Source organism: Spiroplasma ixodetis, assembly GCF_040369795.1.
In the GTDB taxonomy this organism is placed as follows: Bacteria; Bacillota_I; Bacilli_A; order Mycoplasmatales; family VBWQ01; genus Spiroplasma_E; species Spiroplasma_E ixodetis_B.
In genome coordinates, this window is sequence record NZ_AP028955.1 from 391,848 (window position 1) to 409,760 (window position 17,913).

At 21.0% G+C, this 17,913-nt stretch carries 25 protein-coding genes and 1 pseudogene; 21 read left to right on the forward strand and 5 right to left on the reverse strand.

The features are described 5' to 3' along the window. Positions 1 to 41: 41 nt before the first annotated feature. The 5 genes from ABWV63_RS02850 to ABWV63_RS02870 all read left to right on the forward strand — a co-directional run bounded on the left by ABWV63_RS02850 (position 42) and on the right by ABWV63_RS02870 (position 2,315). Entirely contained in the window at positions 42 to 302 is a 261-nt protein-coding gene (locus ABWV63_RS02850; protein WP_353307160.1) for a transposase, read from the forward strand. A gap of 78 nt (positions 303 to 380) precedes the next feature. Then, positions 381 to 554, forward strand: coding sequence for a hypothetical protein (locus ABWV63_RS02855; RefSeq protein ID WP_353305886.1), 174 nt, complete (start codon positions 381 to 383; stop codon positions 552 to 554). A 31-nt stretch (positions 555 to 585) separates the two neighbouring features. Continuing rightward, on the forward strand, positions 586 to 801 hold the full coding sequence (locus tag ABWV63_RS02860) for a hypothetical protein (protein ID WP_353305932.1): 216 nt from the start codon (positions 586 to 588) through the stop codon (positions 799 to 801). Between the two features lie 23 nt (positions 802 to 824). Beyond that, complete coding sequence (locus tag ABWV63_RS02865) at positions 825 to 1,232, forward strand: transposase family protein (RefSeq protein WP_353306726.1); 408 nt, start codon at positions 825 to 827, stop codon at positions 1,230 to 1,232. A gap of 171 nt (positions 1,233 to 1,403) precedes the next feature. Further along, the gene (locus tag ABWV63_RS02870) at positions 1,404 to 2,315 is read left to right on the forward strand and encodes an IS256 family transposase (protein ID WP_353306727.1); all 912 of its coding nucleotides are present in this window, start codon (positions 1,404 to 1,406) and stop codon (positions 2,313 to 2,315) included. On the opposite strand, the gene ABWV63_RS02875 is transcribed toward ABWV63_RS02870, so the two are convergent. Continuing rightward, positions 2,312 to 2,821, reverse strand: coding sequence for a transposase (locus ABWV63_RS02875; RefSeq protein WP_353306728.1), 510 nt, complete (start codon positions 2,819 to 2,821; stop codon positions 2,312 to 2,314). The two genes, ABWV63_RS02870 and ABWV63_RS02875, sit on opposite strands and share 4 nt — an antisense overlap. Before the next feature lie 291 nt (positions 2,822 to 3,112). Between ABWV63_RS02875 and ABWV63_RS02880 the strand changes: the two genes are divergently transcribed. From ABWV63_RS02880 to ABWV63_RS02895, 4 genes and pseudogenes are all read left to right on the forward strand, one after another. After that, entirely contained in the window at positions 3,113 to 3,535 is a 423-nt protein-coding gene (locus tag ABWV63_RS02880; protein ID WP_353306310.1) for a transposase family protein, read from the forward strand. A 23-nt stretch (positions 3,536 to 3,558) separates the two neighbouring features. Continuing rightward, the gene (locus tag ABWV63_RS02885) at positions 3,559 to 3,966 is read left to right on the forward strand and encodes a transposase family protein (protein ID WP_353306729.1); all 408 of its coding nucleotides are present in this window, start codon (positions 3,559 to 3,561) and stop codon (positions 3,964 to 3,966) included. Positions 3,967 to 4,228: 262 nt separating this feature from the next. Then, positions 4,229 to 5,218: pseudogene (locus tag ABWV63_RS02890) on the forward strand (IS256 family transposase); the annotation flags it as partial. Between the two features lie 91 nt (positions 5,219 to 5,309). Beyond that, complete coding sequence (locus tag ABWV63_RS02895) at positions 5,310 to 6,329, forward strand: IS256 family transposase (RefSeq protein WP_353307161.1); 1,020 nt, start codon at positions 5,310 to 5,312, stop codon at positions 6,327 to 6,329. A 91-nt stretch (positions 6,330 to 6,420) separates the two neighbouring features. On the opposite strand, the gene ABWV63_RS02900 is transcribed toward ABWV63_RS02895, so the two are convergent. From ABWV63_RS02900 to ABWV63_RS02915, 4 genes are all read right to left on the reverse strand, one after another. Next, positions 6,421 to 7,191 carry an IS630 family transposase gene (locus ABWV63_RS02900; RefSeq protein ID WP_353306730.1) on the reverse strand — a complete coding sequence of 257 codons (771 nt, stop codon included), beginning with the start codon at positions 7,189 to 7,191 and terminating at the stop codon, positions 6,421 to 6,423. Positions 7,192 to 7,571: 380 nt separating this feature from the next. Further along, positions 7,572 to 7,793, reverse strand: a complete 222-nt coding sequence (locus ABWV63_RS02905; protein ID WP_353305571.1) for a transposase — start codon at positions 7,791 to 7,793, stop codon at positions 7,572 to 7,574. Between the two features lie 23 nt (positions 7,794 to 7,816). After that, positions 7,817 to 8,080 carry a transposase family protein gene (locus ABWV63_RS02910; RefSeq protein ID WP_353306732.1) on the reverse strand — a complete coding sequence of 88 codons (264 nt, stop codon included), beginning with the start codon at positions 8,078 to 8,080 and terminating at the stop codon, positions 7,817 to 7,819. After that, complete coding sequence (locus ABWV63_RS02915; RefSeq protein WP_353306375.1) at positions 8,065 to 8,238, reverse strand: hypothetical protein; 174 nt, start codon at positions 8,236 to 8,238, stop codon at positions 8,065 to 8,067. The genes ABWV63_RS02910 and ABWV63_RS02915 overlap by 16 nt, the downstream gene beginning before the upstream one ends. Positions 8,239 to 8,474: 236 nt before the next feature. On the opposite strand from ABWV63_RS02915, the gene ABWV63_RS02920 reads away from it, so the two are divergent. The 12 genes from ABWV63_RS02920 (at position 8,475) to dnaG (ending at position 17,901) form a co-directional block, all read left to right on the forward strand. Further along, positions 8,475 to 9,095 (forward strand): IS3 family transposase, encoded by a 621-nt coding sequence (locus tag ABWV63_RS02920; protein WP_353306733.1) that lies wholly within the window; start codon positions 8,475 to 8,477, stop codon positions 9,093 to 9,095. Between the two features lie 175 nt (positions 9,096 to 9,270). Continuing rightward, entirely contained in the window at positions 9,271 to 9,483 is a 213-nt protein-coding gene (locus tag ABWV63_RS02925) for a hypothetical protein (protein ID WP_353305924.1), read from the forward strand. 13 nt (positions 9,484 to 9,496) lie between these two features. Further along, positions 9,497 to 9,730, forward strand: coding sequence for a hypothetical protein (locus ABWV63_RS02930; protein WP_353306734.1), 234 nt, complete (start codon positions 9,497 to 9,499; stop codon positions 9,728 to 9,730). Then, complete coding sequence (locus tag ABWV63_RS02935; protein ID WP_353306562.1) at positions 9,718 to 10,125, forward strand: transposase family protein; 408 nt, start codon at positions 9,718 to 9,720, stop codon at positions 10,123 to 10,125. The genes ABWV63_RS02930 and ABWV63_RS02935 overlap by 13 nt, the downstream gene beginning before the upstream one ends. Positions 10,126 to 10,699: 574 nt before the next feature. After that, positions 10,700 to 10,876, forward strand: coding sequence for a hypothetical protein (locus tag ABWV63_RS02940; protein ID WP_353306735.1), 177 nt, complete (start codon positions 10,700 to 10,702; stop codon positions 10,874 to 10,876). A 32-nt stretch (positions 10,877 to 10,908) separates the two neighbouring features. Continuing rightward, entirely contained in the window at positions 10,909 to 11,124 is a 216-nt protein-coding gene (locus ABWV63_RS02945; protein WP_353306736.1) for a hypothetical protein, read from the forward strand. Between the two features lie 23 nt (positions 11,125 to 11,147). Further along, positions 11,148 to 11,555: a transposase family protein gene (locus ABWV63_RS02950; RefSeq protein ID WP_353306737.1), complete on the forward strand. Its 408-nt coding sequence runs from the start codon at positions 11,148 to 11,150 to the stop codon at positions 11,553 to 11,555. A gap of 458 nt (positions 11,556 to 12,013) precedes the next feature. Then, the gene (ybeY, locus tag ABWV63_RS02955; protein WP_353306738.1) at positions 12,014 to 12,484 is read left to right on the forward strand and encodes an rRNA maturation RNase YbeY; all 471 of its coding nucleotides are present in this window, start codon (positions 12,014 to 12,016) and stop codon (positions 12,482 to 12,484) included. Positions 12,485 to 12,495: 11 nt separating this feature from the next. Continuing rightward, entirely contained in the window at positions 12,496 to 12,930 is a 435-nt protein-coding gene (cdd, locus tag ABWV63_RS02960; protein WP_353306739.1) for a cytidine deaminase, read from the forward strand. Between the two features lie 3 nt (positions 12,931 to 12,933). After that, positions 12,934 to 13,830, forward strand: a complete 897-nt coding sequence (era, locus tag ABWV63_RS02965; RefSeq protein ID WP_353306740.1) for a GTPase Era — start codon at positions 12,934 to 12,936, stop codon at positions 13,828 to 13,830. Between the two features lie 863 nt (positions 13,831 to 14,693). Beyond that, positions 14,694 to 16,109 (forward strand): glycine--tRNA ligase, encoded by a 1,416-nt coding sequence (locus tag ABWV63_RS02970; protein ID WP_353306741.1) that lies wholly within the window; start codon positions 14,694 to 14,696, stop codon positions 16,107 to 16,109. A gap of 16 nt (positions 16,110 to 16,125) precedes the next feature. Then, positions 16,126 to 17,901 carry a DNA primase gene (dnaG, locus tag ABWV63_RS02975; RefSeq protein WP_353306742.1) on the forward strand — a complete coding sequence of 592 codons (1,776 nt, stop codon included), beginning with the start codon at positions 16,126 to 16,128 and terminating at the stop codon, positions 17,899 to 17,901. Positions 17,902 to 17,913 lie beyond the last annotated feature (12 nt).

The following is a 17,913-nucleotide window of genomic DNA, read 5'->3' on the forward strand; positions in this document are numbered from 1 at the left end:
ATTTAAAAACCGTATTTAAAGAGGGAGGTTTATATAAAGAATTAACAAAAAGATTAGTTGAAAAAATGTTGAATTCTGAAATGCACAATTATTTAGGATATGAAAAAAATCAACATAATACTAGTGAAAATGCTCGCGATGGTATAAATTCAAAAAAAATAATAACTCAACAAGGTAAAATTGAGATTAATGTACCACGAGATCGTAATAGTAATTTTGAGCCAGTAATAGTTGCAAAAAGACAAAGAAGATTTGATGGTTTTGATCAACAAGTTCTTTCATTAGACATATTCCGTAAATAAATTTTTTAAAAGTCAATTAATAATTTAAAATTTATTTTATAATTTCTTTATTAATAAATTAATAAGGTGTTGATAAAAATGAATTTTGAAAATTTAAAAAAATTAAAAAATGAACAATTTTATAGATATTTTGGTATAAAACGTTTTCATTTTGATGAAATGTTAACAAAATTAATTGAAATAGAAAATTTAAAAAAAATAAAGGTAGAAAATATAAACTTTCAGTTGAAGAAAGATTGATGATGACTTTAGTATACTGAAAAGAATATTATACTTTTTCCAAATGAGTATTAAATATAAAATGAGTGCATCAAGTTGTTTTCGAAATATTACTTGAGTAGAAAATAAACTTAGTGATGACAAAGATTATCAGTTTTTAAAAACAAAATATAAATCAAAAATTGAGAAAAAACAAGAAGATTTAAATGAATTTCAATTTTATTTAATTGATTCAACTGAAATTGAAATTGAAAGACCAACTAAAAAAAACTACAGTTAGAATATTTTTCTGGTAAAAGTTGAATGTTTTCTATAAAATTTAAAATTATATATGACTTTTTTAATAAAAAAATTGTTGATATTTTTGCTGATAATGGAAAAGTACATGATTTTCAAATATTAAAAAATTCAAATCTTGAATTTTCAGAAAAAACAATAATTATTGGTGATTTGGGATATCAAGGAATACAAAATATTTATAAAAATACTATATTACCAATTAAAAAAACTAAAAATAAAAAATTAACTAAACAAGAAAAAATCTACAATAAAATTATTTCAAAAATTAGAATTAAAGTTGAACATGTTTTTGCTTGATTAAAAAGATTCAAAATTTTAATAAATAAATGTAGAAAAAGTATATTTAGACTTATGTGCTTAAGATTTAACTTACTTTGTGAAATTTTTAATAAAACAAAACTATTAAAATAAAAAAATATTTTTAATATTTTTTAAAAATTTAAATTTTTATCAAGTTAATATAAAAATAATATTAACAATTTTTGTGTTTGAAATATAAATTTATTTTTAAAGTATTTTTTTAAAAATATTAACTTCTATAATTATTAACACTAAAAAATTTATAAATATTATTATTGACAATTGATTAAATTTATTTACGGAATATGTCTATTATATGCCAAAGGCATGACTTTATCAGATATTAGAATGCAGTTACAAGAGTTATATCATGGTGCTGATATTAGTGAAAGTGTTATTAGTCAAATTACTGATGATGTTATTGATGATGTTAAAGCATGACAAAATCGGCCATTAGAAAGTGTTTATCCGATTGTTTATTTTGATTGTATAGTAGTTAAAGTACGACAAGATAAACGCATTATTAACAAATCAGTTTATATAGCACTAGGAGTTGATTTAGAAGGTAAAAAAGATGTTTTAGGTTTATGAATTAGTGAAAATGAAGGTTCTAAGTTTTGATTATCTAATTTCACAGAAATGAAAAATCGAGGCTTAAATGATATTCTTATTGCTTGTAGTGATAATTTAACAGAAATGTCAGAAGCGATACAATCAGTTTATCCTAAAACCGAACATCAATTATGCATAGTTCATCAAATTAGAAATAGTTTAAAATATGTTTCATACAAACATAGAAAATCACTAGTTACATATTTAAAACCAATTTATAGTGCATGTAGTGAAGAACAAGCAATGCAAGCTTTAGAATCTTTTGAAAGTAAATGAAATAAACAATATCCTCAAATTGCTAAATCACGATATAAAAATTGAGATAATTTAATGGTTTTTATTAGTTATCATGCAGAAATCAAAAGAGTGATTTATACAACAAATGCTATTGAATCTGTTAATAGTCAATTACGAAAAGTTATTAGAAATAAAAAAGTTTTTCCAAATGATATGGCAGTTTTTAAAATATTTTACTTAGCAATTGAAAATATAACAAAAAAATGAACACTGCCCATTCAAAATTGAAATACAGCAATTGCTCATTTTATGATAAAATTTGAAGATAGAATTAATCTAAACTAGTAACTTTGTAAAAAGATACACAGATTTTTAAAAAGCCTCTCTAAATCAACCACTAGTGCTATATAAACTGATTTGTTAATAATGCGTTTATCTTGTCGTACTTTAACTACTATACAATCAAAATAAACAATCGGATAAACACTTTCTAATGGCCGATTTTGTCATGCTTTAACATCATCAATAACATCATCAGTAATTTGACTAATAACACTTTCACTAATATCAGAACCATGATATAGCTCTTGTAACTGCATTCTAATATCTGATAAAGTCATGCCTTTGGCATATAATGAAAGAACTTGTTTATCAAAAGCATCAAATCTTCTTTGTCTTTTTGCAACTATTACTGGCTCAAAATTACTATTACGATCTCGTGGTACATTAATCTCAATTTTACCTTGTTGAGTTATTAATTTTTTTGAATTTATACCATTGCGATTATTTTCACTATTATTATGTTGATTTTTTTCATATCCTAAATAATTTTGCATTTCAGAATTCAACATTTTTTCAACTAATCTTTTTGTTAATTATTTATATAAACCTCCCTCTTTAAAAACTGTTGTTAAATCTTCAGTATTTTCTAGTAATAAATCTACTGCTTTTGATATCGGATCATTATTATTAATATTTTTTTTAGACATACGTAACTCACTCTTTCTAGTTATTTAATTTTATTTACTAGAATTAATTAAACATAAGACATATTCCGTAAATAAATTTTTTAAAATTCAATTAATAATTTAAAATTTATTTTATAATTTCTTTATTAATAAATTAATAAGGTGTTGATAAAAATGAATTTTGAAAATTTAAAAAAATTAAAAAATGAACAATTTTATAGATATTTTGGTATAAAACGTTTTCATTTTGATGAAATGTTAACAAAATTAATTGAAATAGAAAATTTAAAAAAAACTAAAGGTAGAAAATATAAACTTTCAGTTGAAGAAAGATTGATGATGACTTTAGTATACTGAAAAGAATATTATACTTTTTTCCAAATGAGTATTAAATATAAAATGAGTGCATCAAGTTGTTTTCGAAATATTACTTGAGTAGAAAATAAACTTAGTGATGACAAAGATTATCAGTTTTTAAAAACAAAATATAAATCAAAAATTGAGAAAAAACAAGAAGATTTAAATGAATTTCAATTTTATTTAATTGATTCAACTGAAATTGAAATTGAAAGACCAACTAAAAAAAACTACAGTTAGAATATTTTTCTGGTAAAAGTTGAATGTTTTCTATAAAATTTAAAATTATATATGACTTTTTTAATAAAAAAATTGTTGATATTTTTGCTGATAATGGAAAAGTACATGATTTTCAAATATTAAAAAATTCAAATCTTGAATTTTCAGAAAAAACAATAATTATTGGTGATTTGGGATATCAAGGAATACAAAATATTTATAAAAATACTATATTACCAATTAAAAAAACTAGAAATAAAAAATTAACTAAACAAGAAAAAATCTACAATAAAATTATTTCAAAAATTAGAATTAAAGTTGAACATGTTTTTGCTTGATTAACAAGATTCAAAATTTTAATAAATAAATGTAGAAAAAGTATATTTAGACTTATGTACTTAAGATTTAACTTACTTTGTGAAATTTTTAATAAAACAAAACCATTAAAATAAAAAAATATTTTTAATATTTTTTTAAAAATTTAAATTTTTATCAAGTTAATATAAAAATAATATTAACAATTTTTGTGTTTGAAATATAAATTTATTTTTAAAGTATTTTTTTAAAAATATTAACTTCTATAATTATTAACACTAAAAAATTTATAAATATTATTATTGACAATTGATTAAATTTATTTACGAAATATGTCTATAGTTTTTTTTGTAAGTTACACAGATTACTAAACATTACCAAAAATTAATAACTCAACAAGGTAAAATTGAGATTAATGTACCACGAGATCGTAATAGTAATTTTGAGCCAGTAATAGTTGCAAAAAGACAAAGAAAATTTGATGGTTTTGATCAACAAGTTCTTTCATTATATGCCAAAGGCATGACTTTATCAGATATTAGAATGCAGTTACAAGAGTTATATCATGGTGCTGATATTAGTGAAAGTGTTATTAGTCAAATTACTGATGATGTTATTGATGATGTTAAAGCATGACAAAATCGGCCATTAGAAAGTGTTTATCCGATTGTTTATTTTGATTGTATAGTAGTTAAAGTACGACAAGATAAACGCATTATTAACAAATCAGTTTATATAGCACTAGGAGTTGATTTAGAAGGTAAAAAAGATGTTTTAGGTTTATGAATTAGTGAAAATGAAGGTTCTAAGTTTTGATTATCTAATTTCACAGAAATGAAAAATCGAGGCTTAAATGATATTCTTATTGCTTGTAGTGACAATTTAACAGGAATGTCAGAAGCAATAAAATCAGTTTATCCTAAAACCGAACATCAATTATGCATAATTCATCAAATTAGAAATAGTTTAAAATATGTTTCATACAAACATAGAAAATCACTAGTTACAGATTTAAAACCAATTTATAGTGCATGTAGTGAAGAACAAGCAATGCAAGCTTTAGAATCTTTTGAAAGTAAATGAAATAAACAATATCCTCAAATTGCTAAATCATGATATAAAAATTGAGATAATTTAATGGTTTTTATTAGTTATCCTGCAGAAATCAAAAGAGTGATTTATACAACAAATGCTATTGAATCTGTTAATAGTCAATTAAGAAAAGTTATTAGAAATAAAAAAGTTTTTCCAAATGATATGGCAGTTTTTAAAATATTTTACTTAGCAATTGAAAATATAACAAAAAAATGAACACTGCCCATTCAAAATTGAAATAAAGGAATTGCTCATTTTATGATAAAATTTGAATATAGAATTAATCTAAGCTAGTAACTTTGTAAAAAGATACACAGATTTTTAAAAAGCCTCTTTAGGATATGAAAAAAATCAACATAATAATAGTGATAATGCTCGCAATGGTATAAATTCAAAAAAATTAATAACTCAACAAGGTAAAATTGAGATTAATATACCACGAGATCGTAATAGTAATTTTGAGCCAGTAATAGTTGCAAAAAGACAAAGAAGATTTGATGGTTTTGATCAACAAGTTCTTTCATTATATGCCAAAGGCATGACTTTATCAGATATTAGAATGCAGTTACAAGAGTTATATCATGGTGCTGATATTAGTGAAAGTGTTATTAGTCAAATTACTGATGATGTTATTGATGATGTTAAAGCATGACAAAATCGGCCATTAGAAATTGTTTATCCGATTGTTTATTTTGATTGTATAGTAGTTAAAGTACGACAAGATAAACGCATTATTAACAAATCAGTTTATATAGCACTAGGAGTTGATTTAGAAGGTAAAAAAGATGTTTTAGGTTTATGAATTAGTGAAAATGAAGGTTCTAAGTTTTGATTATCTAATTTCACAGAAATGAAAAATCGAGGCTTAAATGATATTCTTATTGCTTGTAGTGACAATTTAACAGGAATGTCAGAAGCAATACAATCAGTTTATCCTAAAACCGAACATCAATTATGCATAGTTCATCAAATTAGAAATAGTTTAAAATATGTTTCATACAAACATAGAAAATCACTATTTACAGATTTAAAACCGATTTATAGTGCATGTAGTGAAGAACAAGCAATGCAAACTTTAGAATCTTTTGAAAGTAAATGAAATAAACAATATCCTCAAATTGCTAAATCATGATATAAAAATTGAGATAATTTAATGGTTTTTATTAGTTATCCTGCAGAAATCAAAAGAGTGATTTATACAACAAATGCTATTGAATCTGTTAATATTCAATTACGAAAAGTTATTAGAAATAAAAAAGTTTTTCCAAATGATATGGCAGTTTTTAAAATATTTTACTTAGCAATTGAAAATATAACAAAAAAATGAACAATGCCCATTAAAAATTGAAATACATCAATTGCTCATTTTATGATAAAATTTGAAGATAGAATCAATCTAAACTAGTAACTTTGTAAAAAGATACACAGATTTTTAAAAAGCCTCTATTTGGTCAATAATTTGGTAATATTTTTCTTATATTATGTTTTATAGCAAATTAAAAATGTTCAATTTGATTTAAATTAGGAGAATATGGTGGAAGAAATAATAGTTTGCATCCAGCATTTTCAATTAATTGTTGTGTTAATTTAGATTTATGAAACGTTGCATTATCTAAAGCTATAATTTGTACACGCTTTAATACTGGAATTAGTATATTTTTTACATATGATTCAAAAATTTTACTGTTGCAATGTCCTTCAAATGCTCATAGGGCTTTTAATTTACCTTTATTTAGTGAACCAATTATACTCATTCTTTTTATTTTATATGCTGGTTTATTATCAAATAATCTTTTACCTTTTTCAGATCAACCATATTTATAAAATTCATTATCATCAATTCCGTATTCATCAATATATACTAAATCTGCATTCATTATTTTAGCTATTTCTTTTAAAAAATCTTCTTGTTTATTTTTATCTCTTTGTTCATATAGAAAAGTTTTTTTATATGTATAATTTAGTTTTTTGAAATAGTTATAAACTATTTCTTTAGTCATATCACCAAATTTTTCAATTACTTTTTGAACTGTAACATCTTTATTTTGCGCTAAATAATTTTTTAATACATCTAAATCCTTTATTTTGTGGCTATGTCCTTTTTGATAATTCAAAATTGGTTTTATATGCCCAGTTTCTTTTTTTCTTTTTCTTGATAAGAATAAAGTCTTTCTAGTAATATTGAACACTTTACAAATTTCTTTAATTTTCATGTTTTTACTTTCATAGGCTTCTATTACTTTTCTTCGTAAGTCTTCACTAGACATATTCCGTAAATAAATTTAATCAATTGTCAATAATAATATTTATAAATTTTTTAGTGTTAATAATTATAGAAGTTAATATTTTTAAAAAAATACTTTAAAAATAAATTTATATTTCAAACACAAAAATTGTTAATATTATTTTTATATTAACTTGATAAAAATTTAAATTTTTAAAAAAATATTAAAAATATTTTTTTATTTTAATGGTTTTGTTTTATTAAAAATTTCACAAAGTAAGTTAAATCTTAAGTACATAAGTCTAAATATACTTTTTCTACATTTATTTATTAAAATTTTGAATCTTTTTAATCAAGCAAAAACATGTTCAACTTTAATTCTAATTTTTGAAATAATTTTATTGTAGATTTTTTCTTGTTTAGTTAATTTTTTATTTTTAGTTTTTTAATTGGTAATATAGTATTTTTATAAATATTTTGTATTCCTTGATATCCCAAATCACCAATAATTATTGTTTTTTCTGAAAATTCAAGATTTGAATTTTTTAATATTTGAAAATCATGTACTTTTCCATTATCAGCAAAAATATCAACAATTTTTTTATTAAAAAAGTCATATATAATTTGAAATTTTATAGAAAACATTCAACTTTTACCAGAAAAATATTCTAACTGTAGTTTTTTTTAGTTGGTCTTTCAATTTCAATTTCAGTTGAATCAATTAAATAAAATTGAAATTCATTTAAATCTTCTTGTTTTTTCTCAATTTTTGATTTTCATTTTGTTTTTAAAAACTGATAATCTTTGTCATCACTAAGTTTATTTTCTACTCAAGTAATATTTCGAAAAAAACTTGATGCACTCATTTTATATTTAATACTCATTTGGAAAAAAGTATAATATTCTTTTCAGTATACTAAAGTCATCATCAATCTTTCTTCAACTGAAAGTTTATATTTTCTACCTTTACTTTTTTTAAATTTTCTATTTCAATTAATTTTGTTAACATTTCATCAAAATGAAAACGTTTTATACCAAAATATCTATAAAATTGTTCATTTTTTAATTTTTTTAAATTTTCAAAATTCATTTTTATCAACACCTTATTAATTTATTAATAAAGAAATTATAAAATAAATTTTAAATTATTAATTGACTTTTAAAAAATTTATTTACGGAATATGTCTACTGTATGGTTTTGGCATAATTTAATCTTCCTAATCTATTTTAAATATTGCTGAATTGTACTTTTAAATTCAAAAACTGTTTAAATTACATATTATTATTTTACATTATTTATAAGTAAACATTACTTTATTTAGCTATATGTATGATGAAGCTGTTATTAGCGCTTTTAAAGAAAATAAAGAAGCTTATGGAACAAGAAGATTAAAAGTTGTTCTAAAAGAAAAGAAAATTAATTTATCAAGACGAAAAATTAAAAAAATTATGAATAAACATAATTTAATATCAAAATACACTAAATTATCATACAAAAATTATCATAATAAAGTCAATGATAGTCAAATTACTAATCTTGTTAATAGAAACTTTAATAATAGGCTTAAAAATGAAGTTATTGTTAGTGATTTAACTTATGTTCAAGTTAATGGTAAATGGAACTATATTTGCTTATTAATCGACCTGTACAATCGCGAAATTATTGGACATAGTGTAGGAACTAAAAAAGATGCATCATTAGTATATCAAGCATTTATGTGCTCAAATCGTTGTTTAAAAAATATTCAAATATTTCATAGCGATCGCGGTAATGAATTTAATAATAAAAATATTGATAAACTTTTATTAGCCTTCAATATTACCCGCTCTTTAAGCAAAAAAGGTTGTCCTTATGATAACGCTGTTGCTGAAGCAACTTTCAAAACTTTCAAAACAGAATTTATTAATGATAAAAATTTTACATCATTAATCCAATTAAAATTATAATTATTTGATTATATCAATTGATACAACAACATAAGAATCCACAGCACTCTAAACTGTTTAACCCCCATAAAACACCAAAGACATATTCCGTAAATAAATTTTTTAAAAATCAATTAATAATTTAAAATTTATTTTATAATTTCTTTATTAATAAATTAATAAGGTTTTGATAAAAATGAATTTTGAAAATTTAAAAAAATTAAAAAATGAACAATTTTATAGATATTTTGGTATAAAACGTTTTCATTTTGATGAAATGTTAACAAAATTAATTGAAATAGAAAATTTAAAAAAAACTAAAGGCAGAAAATATAAACTTTCAGTTGAAGAAAGATTGATGATGACTTTAGTATACCGAAAAGAATATTATACTTTTTTTCCAAATTAGTATTAAATATAAAATGAGTGCATCAAGTTGTTTTCGAAATATTACTTGAGCAGAAAATAAACTTAGTGATGACAAATATTATCAGTTTTTAAAAACAAAATATAAATCAAAAATTGAGAAAAAACAAGAAGATTTAAATGAATTTCAATTTTATTTAATTGATTCAACTGAAATTGAAATTGACAGACCAACTAAAAAAAACTACAGTTATAATATTTTTCTGTTAAAAGTTGAATGTTTTCTATAAAATTTCAAATTATATATGACTTTTTTAATAAAAAAATTGTTGATATTTTTGCTGATAATGGAAAAGTACATGATTTTCAAATATTAAAAAATTCAAATCTTGAATTTTCAGAAAAAACAATAATTATTGGTGATTTGGGATATCAAGGAATACAAAATATTTATAAAAATACTATATTACCAATTAAAAAAACTAAAAATAAAAAATTAACTAAACAAGAAAAAATCTACAATAAAATTATTTCAAAAATTAGAATTAAAGTTGAACATGTTTTTGCTTGATTAAAAATATTCAAAATTTTAATAAATAAATGTAGAAAAAGTATATTTAGACTTATGTACTTAAGATTTAACTTGCTTTGTGAAATTTTTAATAAAACAAAACCATTAAAATAAAAAAATATTTTTAATATTTTTTTAAAAATTTAAATTTTTATCAAGTTAATATAAAAATAATATTAACAATTTTTGTGTTTGAAATATAAATTTATTTTTAAAGTATTTTTTTAAAAATATTAACTTCTATAATTATTAACACTAAAAAATTTATAAATATTATTATTGACAATTGATTAAATTTATTTACGGAATATGTCTCAAGCACAAATGTCTACCAAAAAACAGTCCTAAAAAAGGTTGCCATTCCAAATTATAAAAGTATAGATGGTAATGAATAATGATTTTTTTTAGAAAAAGTACTTATTTATTAGGAAGTAGTTCAATTTTTCTTTTTTTTAGGACTCTTATTAGTTTTAAAAATTATTAATATTACTCACGTTTATGCTGGTAATGGTCAAACTATTTTTATAAGTGAGACAAGATATGAAAATAAGGAACGCTTTGCTTATTTATTAGATTTTAAAAGATAAGAATAGACATATTCCGTAAATAAATTTTTTAAAAGTCAATTAATAATTTAAAATTTATTTTATAATTTCTTTATTAATAAATTAATAAGGTGTTGATAAAAATGAATTTTGAAAATTTAAAAAAATTAAAAAATGAACAATTTTATAGATATTTTGGTATAAAACGTTTTCATTTTGATGAAATGTTAACAAAATTAATTGAAATAGAAAATTTAAAAAAAACTAAAGGCAGAAAATATAAACTTTCACAGTTGAAGAAAGATTGATGATGACTTTAGTATACTGAAAATAATATTATACTTTTTTCCAAATGAGTATTAAATATAAAATGAGTGCATCAAGTTGTTTTCGAAATATTACTTGAGTAGAAAATAAACTTAGTCATGACAAAGATTATCAGTTTTTAAAAACAAAATATAAATCAAAAATTGAGAAAAAACAAGAAGATTTAAATGAATTTCAATTTTATTTAATTGATTCAACTGAAATTGAAATTGAAAGACCAACTAAAAAAAACTACAGTTAGAATATTTTTCTGGTAAAAGTTGAATGTTTTCTATAAAATTTCAAATTATATATGACTTTTTTAATAAAAAAATTGTTGATATTTTTGCTGATAATGGAAAAGTACATGATTTTCAAATATTAAAAAATTCAAATCTTGAATTTTCAGAAAAAACAATAATTATTGGTGATTTGGGATATCAAGGAATACAAAATATTTATAAAAATACTATATTACCAATTAAAAAAACTAAAAATAAAAAATTAACTAAACAAGAAAAAATCTACAATAAAATTATTTCAAAAATTAGAATTAAAGTTGAACATGTTTTTGCTTGATTAAAAAGAGTCAAAATTTTAATAAATAAATGTAGAAAAAGTATATTTAGACTTATGTACTTAAGATTTAACTTACTTTGTGAAATTTTTAATAAAACAAAACCATTAAAATAAAAAAATATTTTTAATATTTTTTTAAAAATTTAAATTTTTATCAAGTTAATATAAAAATAATATTAACAATTTTTGTGTTTGAAATATAAATTTATTTTTAAAGCATTTTTTTAAAAATATTAACTTCTATAATTATTAACACTAAAAAATTTATAAATATTATTATTGACAATTGATTAAATTTATTTACGGAATATGTCTAATGTTTAAAGTTTAATAGTTTTAATCAAATTACTATTTTTTTCTCTATTAATAAATGTTATTTAACAATTTTTTTCCAAAATGAAATGATCATAATCAACTTTTAATTGAAGAAAATATTAATTCTAATACATATTTAAATCAAATGATATTAATAATTATTGGTGAAGAAAGTTTGTTAACATTTATTTGAAATAATATTACAACATAAATGTAAATATTGATATAATTTATTCAAAAAGAAGTTAGGTAGATAAATGCCAGCAAAAATTAATATTGTAAATATTTACAACGATCATAACTATGACATTAAAAATTTTAATATTTTATCAGAAAAGATTTTAAATGCAGTAGTTATTAAGTTAAAACAGAAAATTACATGGTGTATTGCTGTTATTTTTAATGACGAACAGACTAGTATTGAATTAAATAAAATGTATCGTCATAAAGATTATGTTCCTGATGTTTTATCATTTGGAAATAATGATGATGATTTTCCAAATATTAATATTGATATTAGAGATTTAGGTGATGTTTATATTTGTTATTCAAAGGCATTAGCGCAAGCACAAGAATATGGCCATAGTTTAATTAGAGAATTATCATTTCTTTTTATTCATGGATTACTTCATACATTAGGATATGATCATCAAAATAGCGCAGAAGAAAAGGTTATGTTTGATTTACAAGATGAAATTTTAAATATTCTTGGTATTACTAGAAAATAAGGAGTGGTATAATGGAACAAGTTATAGATTTATTAGTTTTTTTGAAAAAAGCAAAAGCAATACAAAAAAATGCTTATGCTCCTTATTCTTTATTTAGAGTTGCTGCAATAGTAATTTTGAAAAATAGCAAAGAAGTGTTAGGAGTAAATGTTGAAAATGCTGCATACTCAGTAGGCATTTGTGCTGAAAGAGCGGCTTTGTCACAAGTTATTGCTCAAGGTTATAAAAAAGAAGATATTATTAGTCTATTTTTAATTACTGATAGTGAAACTGTTGGTTCTCCTTGTGGTATGTGTCGTCAATTTATGATTGAAATTATGCCAGAAACATGTCCTATTTATATTAGTAATAAAAATGAAAATAATGATACTAAAACAATTTGTAAAATATTAGTAAAACACTTATTACCTTTAGCGTTTAAACCAAGTTCATTGAAAGGGAATTAATTTATGAATAATAATTTTAAATCAGGTTTTGTTAGTTTTATTGGTAGAAGTAATGTTGGAAAATCAACTTTATTAAATACCATTCTTCAAGAAAAAAAGGCAATTGTTTCTAATAAACCACAAACAACCAGAAATCAAATTCAAGGTATTTATAATAGTGATGATATGCAAATCATATTTTTTGATACTCCCGGCATTCATAAACATAATAACCAACTTGGACGAATGATGAATCGCGATGCTAACCGCGCCACTAAAGAAACTAACATTATTTGTTTATTAGCGCCATGTAATGAATACATTGGAAATAGCGATAAACATATTATTAAATTATTATTAGAAAGGGTAAATACAACTATTCTACTTTTATTAACTAAGGTTGATTTAGTAACAAAAGAAAAATTAATGGATAAAATTAATGAGTGAAAAGATTTATTACCATTTAAAGAAATAATTCCAATTTCTGCTATAAAAGACATGAATTTAGATATATTATTGAAAAAACTATATGAGTATTTACCAATTGGTGAAAAGAATCATTTAATCGAAAATAACGATGATGTTTCAGATAATACTTTAATTAAGGAAATTATTCGTGAAAAAATTTTAAATTTAACAGAAGAAGAAATTCCTTATAGTGTAGCAGTATTAATTGAAAGTATTAATTATAATCCAAATACTAATATTACTGATATTAATGTTGTTATTGTTGTTGAACGAGACTCACAAAAAGGAATTATTATTGGTAAAGGAGGTAGTATGATTAAAGAAATTGGAATAAGAGCTAGAACAGATTTAGAAAGTATTTTTGATTCTCATATTATATTAAAAACTTTTGTAAAAGTAATACCTGATTGAAGAAATAATCCTAGAAAATTAAAAGAGTTAGGTTATAGTTAAAATATGTTTAATATTGATACTGGTTTGATTTTAAACATTAACTACATTAAATCAATAAATAATGTTACTATTTTAACATCAAATTATGGTTTTAAAATAGTTTCTTTACCAGAAATAAAAATCAATTTAAATAAATATAGTCTTTTAGATTGTTGAATTTTTATTTTTAATCAAAATTATGATTGTTCAAACTTATGTATAACATATAAAAAAAATAAAAATTTTTAATATTTTTATAAATGAAAAAAGTTATCAATTGATTAAGAGTTTTAACAAGATAGTTATTAATTATTTAGAAAAAATTAGTATTAATAATAAAAATATCTTTTCTTTTTTATTTAATTTATATGAACAGTTAATGATAAATAGTAATTTTAAGAAATTTTATGTTTTTTTCTTATTTCATAGTTTAATATTTCAATGAATTTAGTTTAACTTTACTATATTGTATTAATTGTAATCAAATAACTAATTTGTATTTAATTAATTATGATTTGGGTGGTGTTTTTTGTAAAAATTGTTTTTTAAAATTAGCTATAATTAATTTTGAAATTGTTTTGTTTAAAAAAATATTTAAACTTTATTTATTAAATTTTCAAGATATTAATAAATAAAGTTGAAAAAGAAGAACTTAATAAAATTCTTAATATTTTAGAAAACCACTGTCAAAAATATAATAATAAATTAATAATTACATAAATATTTTAATAATTAGTTGTTATATTGTTTTTAATAATATATAAAACTTATAATAGGTTGACAAAACCTATCTATGAACATATTATTAACAAGATCATTCTTTTTAGATATTTTATTTATTATTTAAGATAATTAAGAAAATTTTTATGATTAATGGAGGGGCAATGATTAATAAAAATTTCAATGAAAAGTCAATAAAGGAAATAATTACTCATTTAAAAGAAAATGGTTTTATTTTTCAAGGATCAGAAATTTATTCAGGTCTTGCTAATAGTTGAGATTATGGTCCGCTTGGTGTAGCGCTTAAAAATAATATTAAGAAAAGTTGATGAGTTTTTTTTGTCGAAAAAAATCCATACAATGTTGGGTTAGATAGTTCAATTATTATGAAATCTAAAGTTTGAGAAGCTTCAGGGCATTTGAGTAATTTTAGTGATCCATTAATTGATTGTAAAAAATGTAAGTCTCGCTTTCGAGTCGATAATTTAATTAATCATTATTTTCCTAGTATTAATTGTGATAATTGAAGTGATGAAAAATTAGAAACATATATTAATCAAAATCATATTAAATGTATTAAATGCAATAATGAAGATTGAACTAAAGTTAGACAATTTCAATTAATGTTTGAAACATATCAAGGTGTTTTAAAAGAAGATAAAAATAAAATTTATTTAAGACCTGAGACCGCACAAGGAATATTTATAAATTTTAATAATGTAAGAAATAGTTGTAATAAAAAAGTACCATTTGGTATTGGTCAAATTGGTAAAAGCTTTAGAAATGAGATAACTCCTGGTAATTTTATTTTTCGTACTAGAGAATTTGAACAAATGGAATTAGAATTTTTCTTTATTCCAAAGGATAAAAACGATAATACTTGATTTAATTATTGAGTTGATCAATGTAAAGAATTTCTCTCTCTAGTAGGTTTATTGAATTCAAAAAATATAAAATTTAAAAATCATGAAAAAAATCAACTAGCACATTATGCATTAGCAACTACTGATATTGAATATAATTTTCCTTTTGGTATGAGTGAATTATGTGGTATAGCTAATCGGGCGAATTATGATTTAAAAAAACATAGTGAGAATTCTGGTGTAAATTTTGAGATTCAAGATCCTAATGTTACAGTAAAAAGAATGGTTATTCCTTCAGTTATTGAACCTTCAATTGGTGTTGAAAGGCTTTTATTAGCTTTAATTTGTGAAGCATTTACAAAAGAAGTTTTAAAAGACGATAAAGAACGGTTGGTGTTAAAATTAAATAAGAGTATTTGCCCTTATCAAGTGGCTGTTATGTCTTTAAATAAAACAAAATTGGGTAAAGAGGCATATGAAATTTTTGAAATGTTAAATAAAACACAATTAAGAGTAATTTATGAAGCATCATCAAGTGTTGGTAAATCTTATCGTTATCAAGATGGTATTGGTACTATGTATTGTGTAACAATTGATTATGACACAAAAACTAAAGGTACTGTTACAATTAGAGATCGTGATATTACAAATCAAGTTATAGTTAAAGTTGATCAACTTAAAGAATATTTATATGACAAATTAGACATTATTTGTTAGAATTGTGTGAAAAAATATGGATATCGAGTTTAATAAAAAAATTAATGAAGTTAAAGCAAAAATTAATATTGTCGAAGTTATGGGTAAATATTTAAATTTGATCCGTAAAGGCAATAATTTTTGAGCTATCTGTCCTTTTCATGAAGACTCTACTCCTTCATTATCAATTTCACAAGAAAAACAAATTTATAAATGTTTTTCTTGTGGTCAACAAGGAAATGTTTTTATTTTTTTACAAAAATATAAAAATATTAATTTTATTAATGCTCTTAAAGAAGCAGCAGATAATGTTAATTTAAATTTAAAAGAGTTTGATATTAATTTATCTGAATTTAATGTTGAAACTAAAAAAAATCCACTAAAAATTTTAAATAATATTGCAATGAATTTTTTTAGTTATCAGTTACTAACTGATATTGGTCAAGAAGCAATGAAATATTTACAAAATCGTAATATTACTACTGAAAATATTAAATATTTTAATATTGGTTATGCACCTATTAATAATGAATTAATAGATTATCTTAATGCACAAGGTTATAAAGATAATATTGAATTTGTAAAATTAGGACTTATGAAAATTAATAATAAGGATCAACTTCTTCCTACCTTTTCAAATCGAATTATGTTTGCTATTAAAGATGAAGATGGAGACTGTATTGGTTTTTCTTCAAGAAATTATAATAGAGAAGATAAAAGTTATAAATATATTAATAGTCCAGAAACAGATTTTTTTAAGAAAAGTAAAATTTTATATAACTTTAATAATGTTAGAAATTATATTAAAAAAAATGAAGTTATTTATTTGACTGAAGGTTTTATGGATGTTATTGCTCTAAATAATCAAAATATTAAAAATGTTGTTGCTTTAATGGGGACAAATTTAACAAAAGAACATATTTTACTTTTAAAAAAAATTACTACTAATATTATTATTTTTTTAGATGGTGATTTACCAGGAAAAATAGCATCTTTAAAAATAGTTAGTGTTTTATTATCAAATAATTTTAAAGTAAAAATTATCAATAATGATACTAAATTTGATCCTGATGAATTAATAAATAAATTTCCTCAAAAATTTTATGAAATAATAAAAAAAACTATTCATCCTTTTGAATTTGCAATTAATTTATCATTAACTAAATATAACATTAAAAAAGATAGTTATGAACTTAATGAATTTTTAAAATCATTAGTTCCAATTTGAACAAAAATCAATGATGTTATTACTCAAAAGTTTTATTTAAATATGTTAGCAAAAATAACTAATTTATCTATTGAAGAATTAATACAAATTTTAAATATTGATAATAATTTAGTAACTACAACTTTTATTATCAAAAATAAATCTAAAATAGAAGTAAAAAATATTTTTTTTGAAGCACAAGAACAACTTATTTTTTTAGTAATGTTATCAAGAAATGTTTATTTAATTTTAGAAAAAGAAAAATTTATTTTTCCAAATCAAGATTTTATGAATTTATACTTTTTAATTAGTCAAAAATATCAAAATAATCAAATAGAAGCAATTAATTTTGATTTAATTTTAGAAGAACTTAAAGGTAATTCACTTTTAAATATTTTAGAAAAACTTCTTGATAAGTATAAAAATAAAAAGTTTGATTTAAAACCTCAAATTATTAATGATTACTTAAAAATTATTAATAATCAACTAATTGATTATGAAATAAAAATGATCAATGATAAATTGAAATCTGAAAAAAATATTGAAAAACAAATATTGTTATTAAAAGAAATGTCAGTATTAAAAAATAAAATAAATAAAAAATAAGTATGATGATAA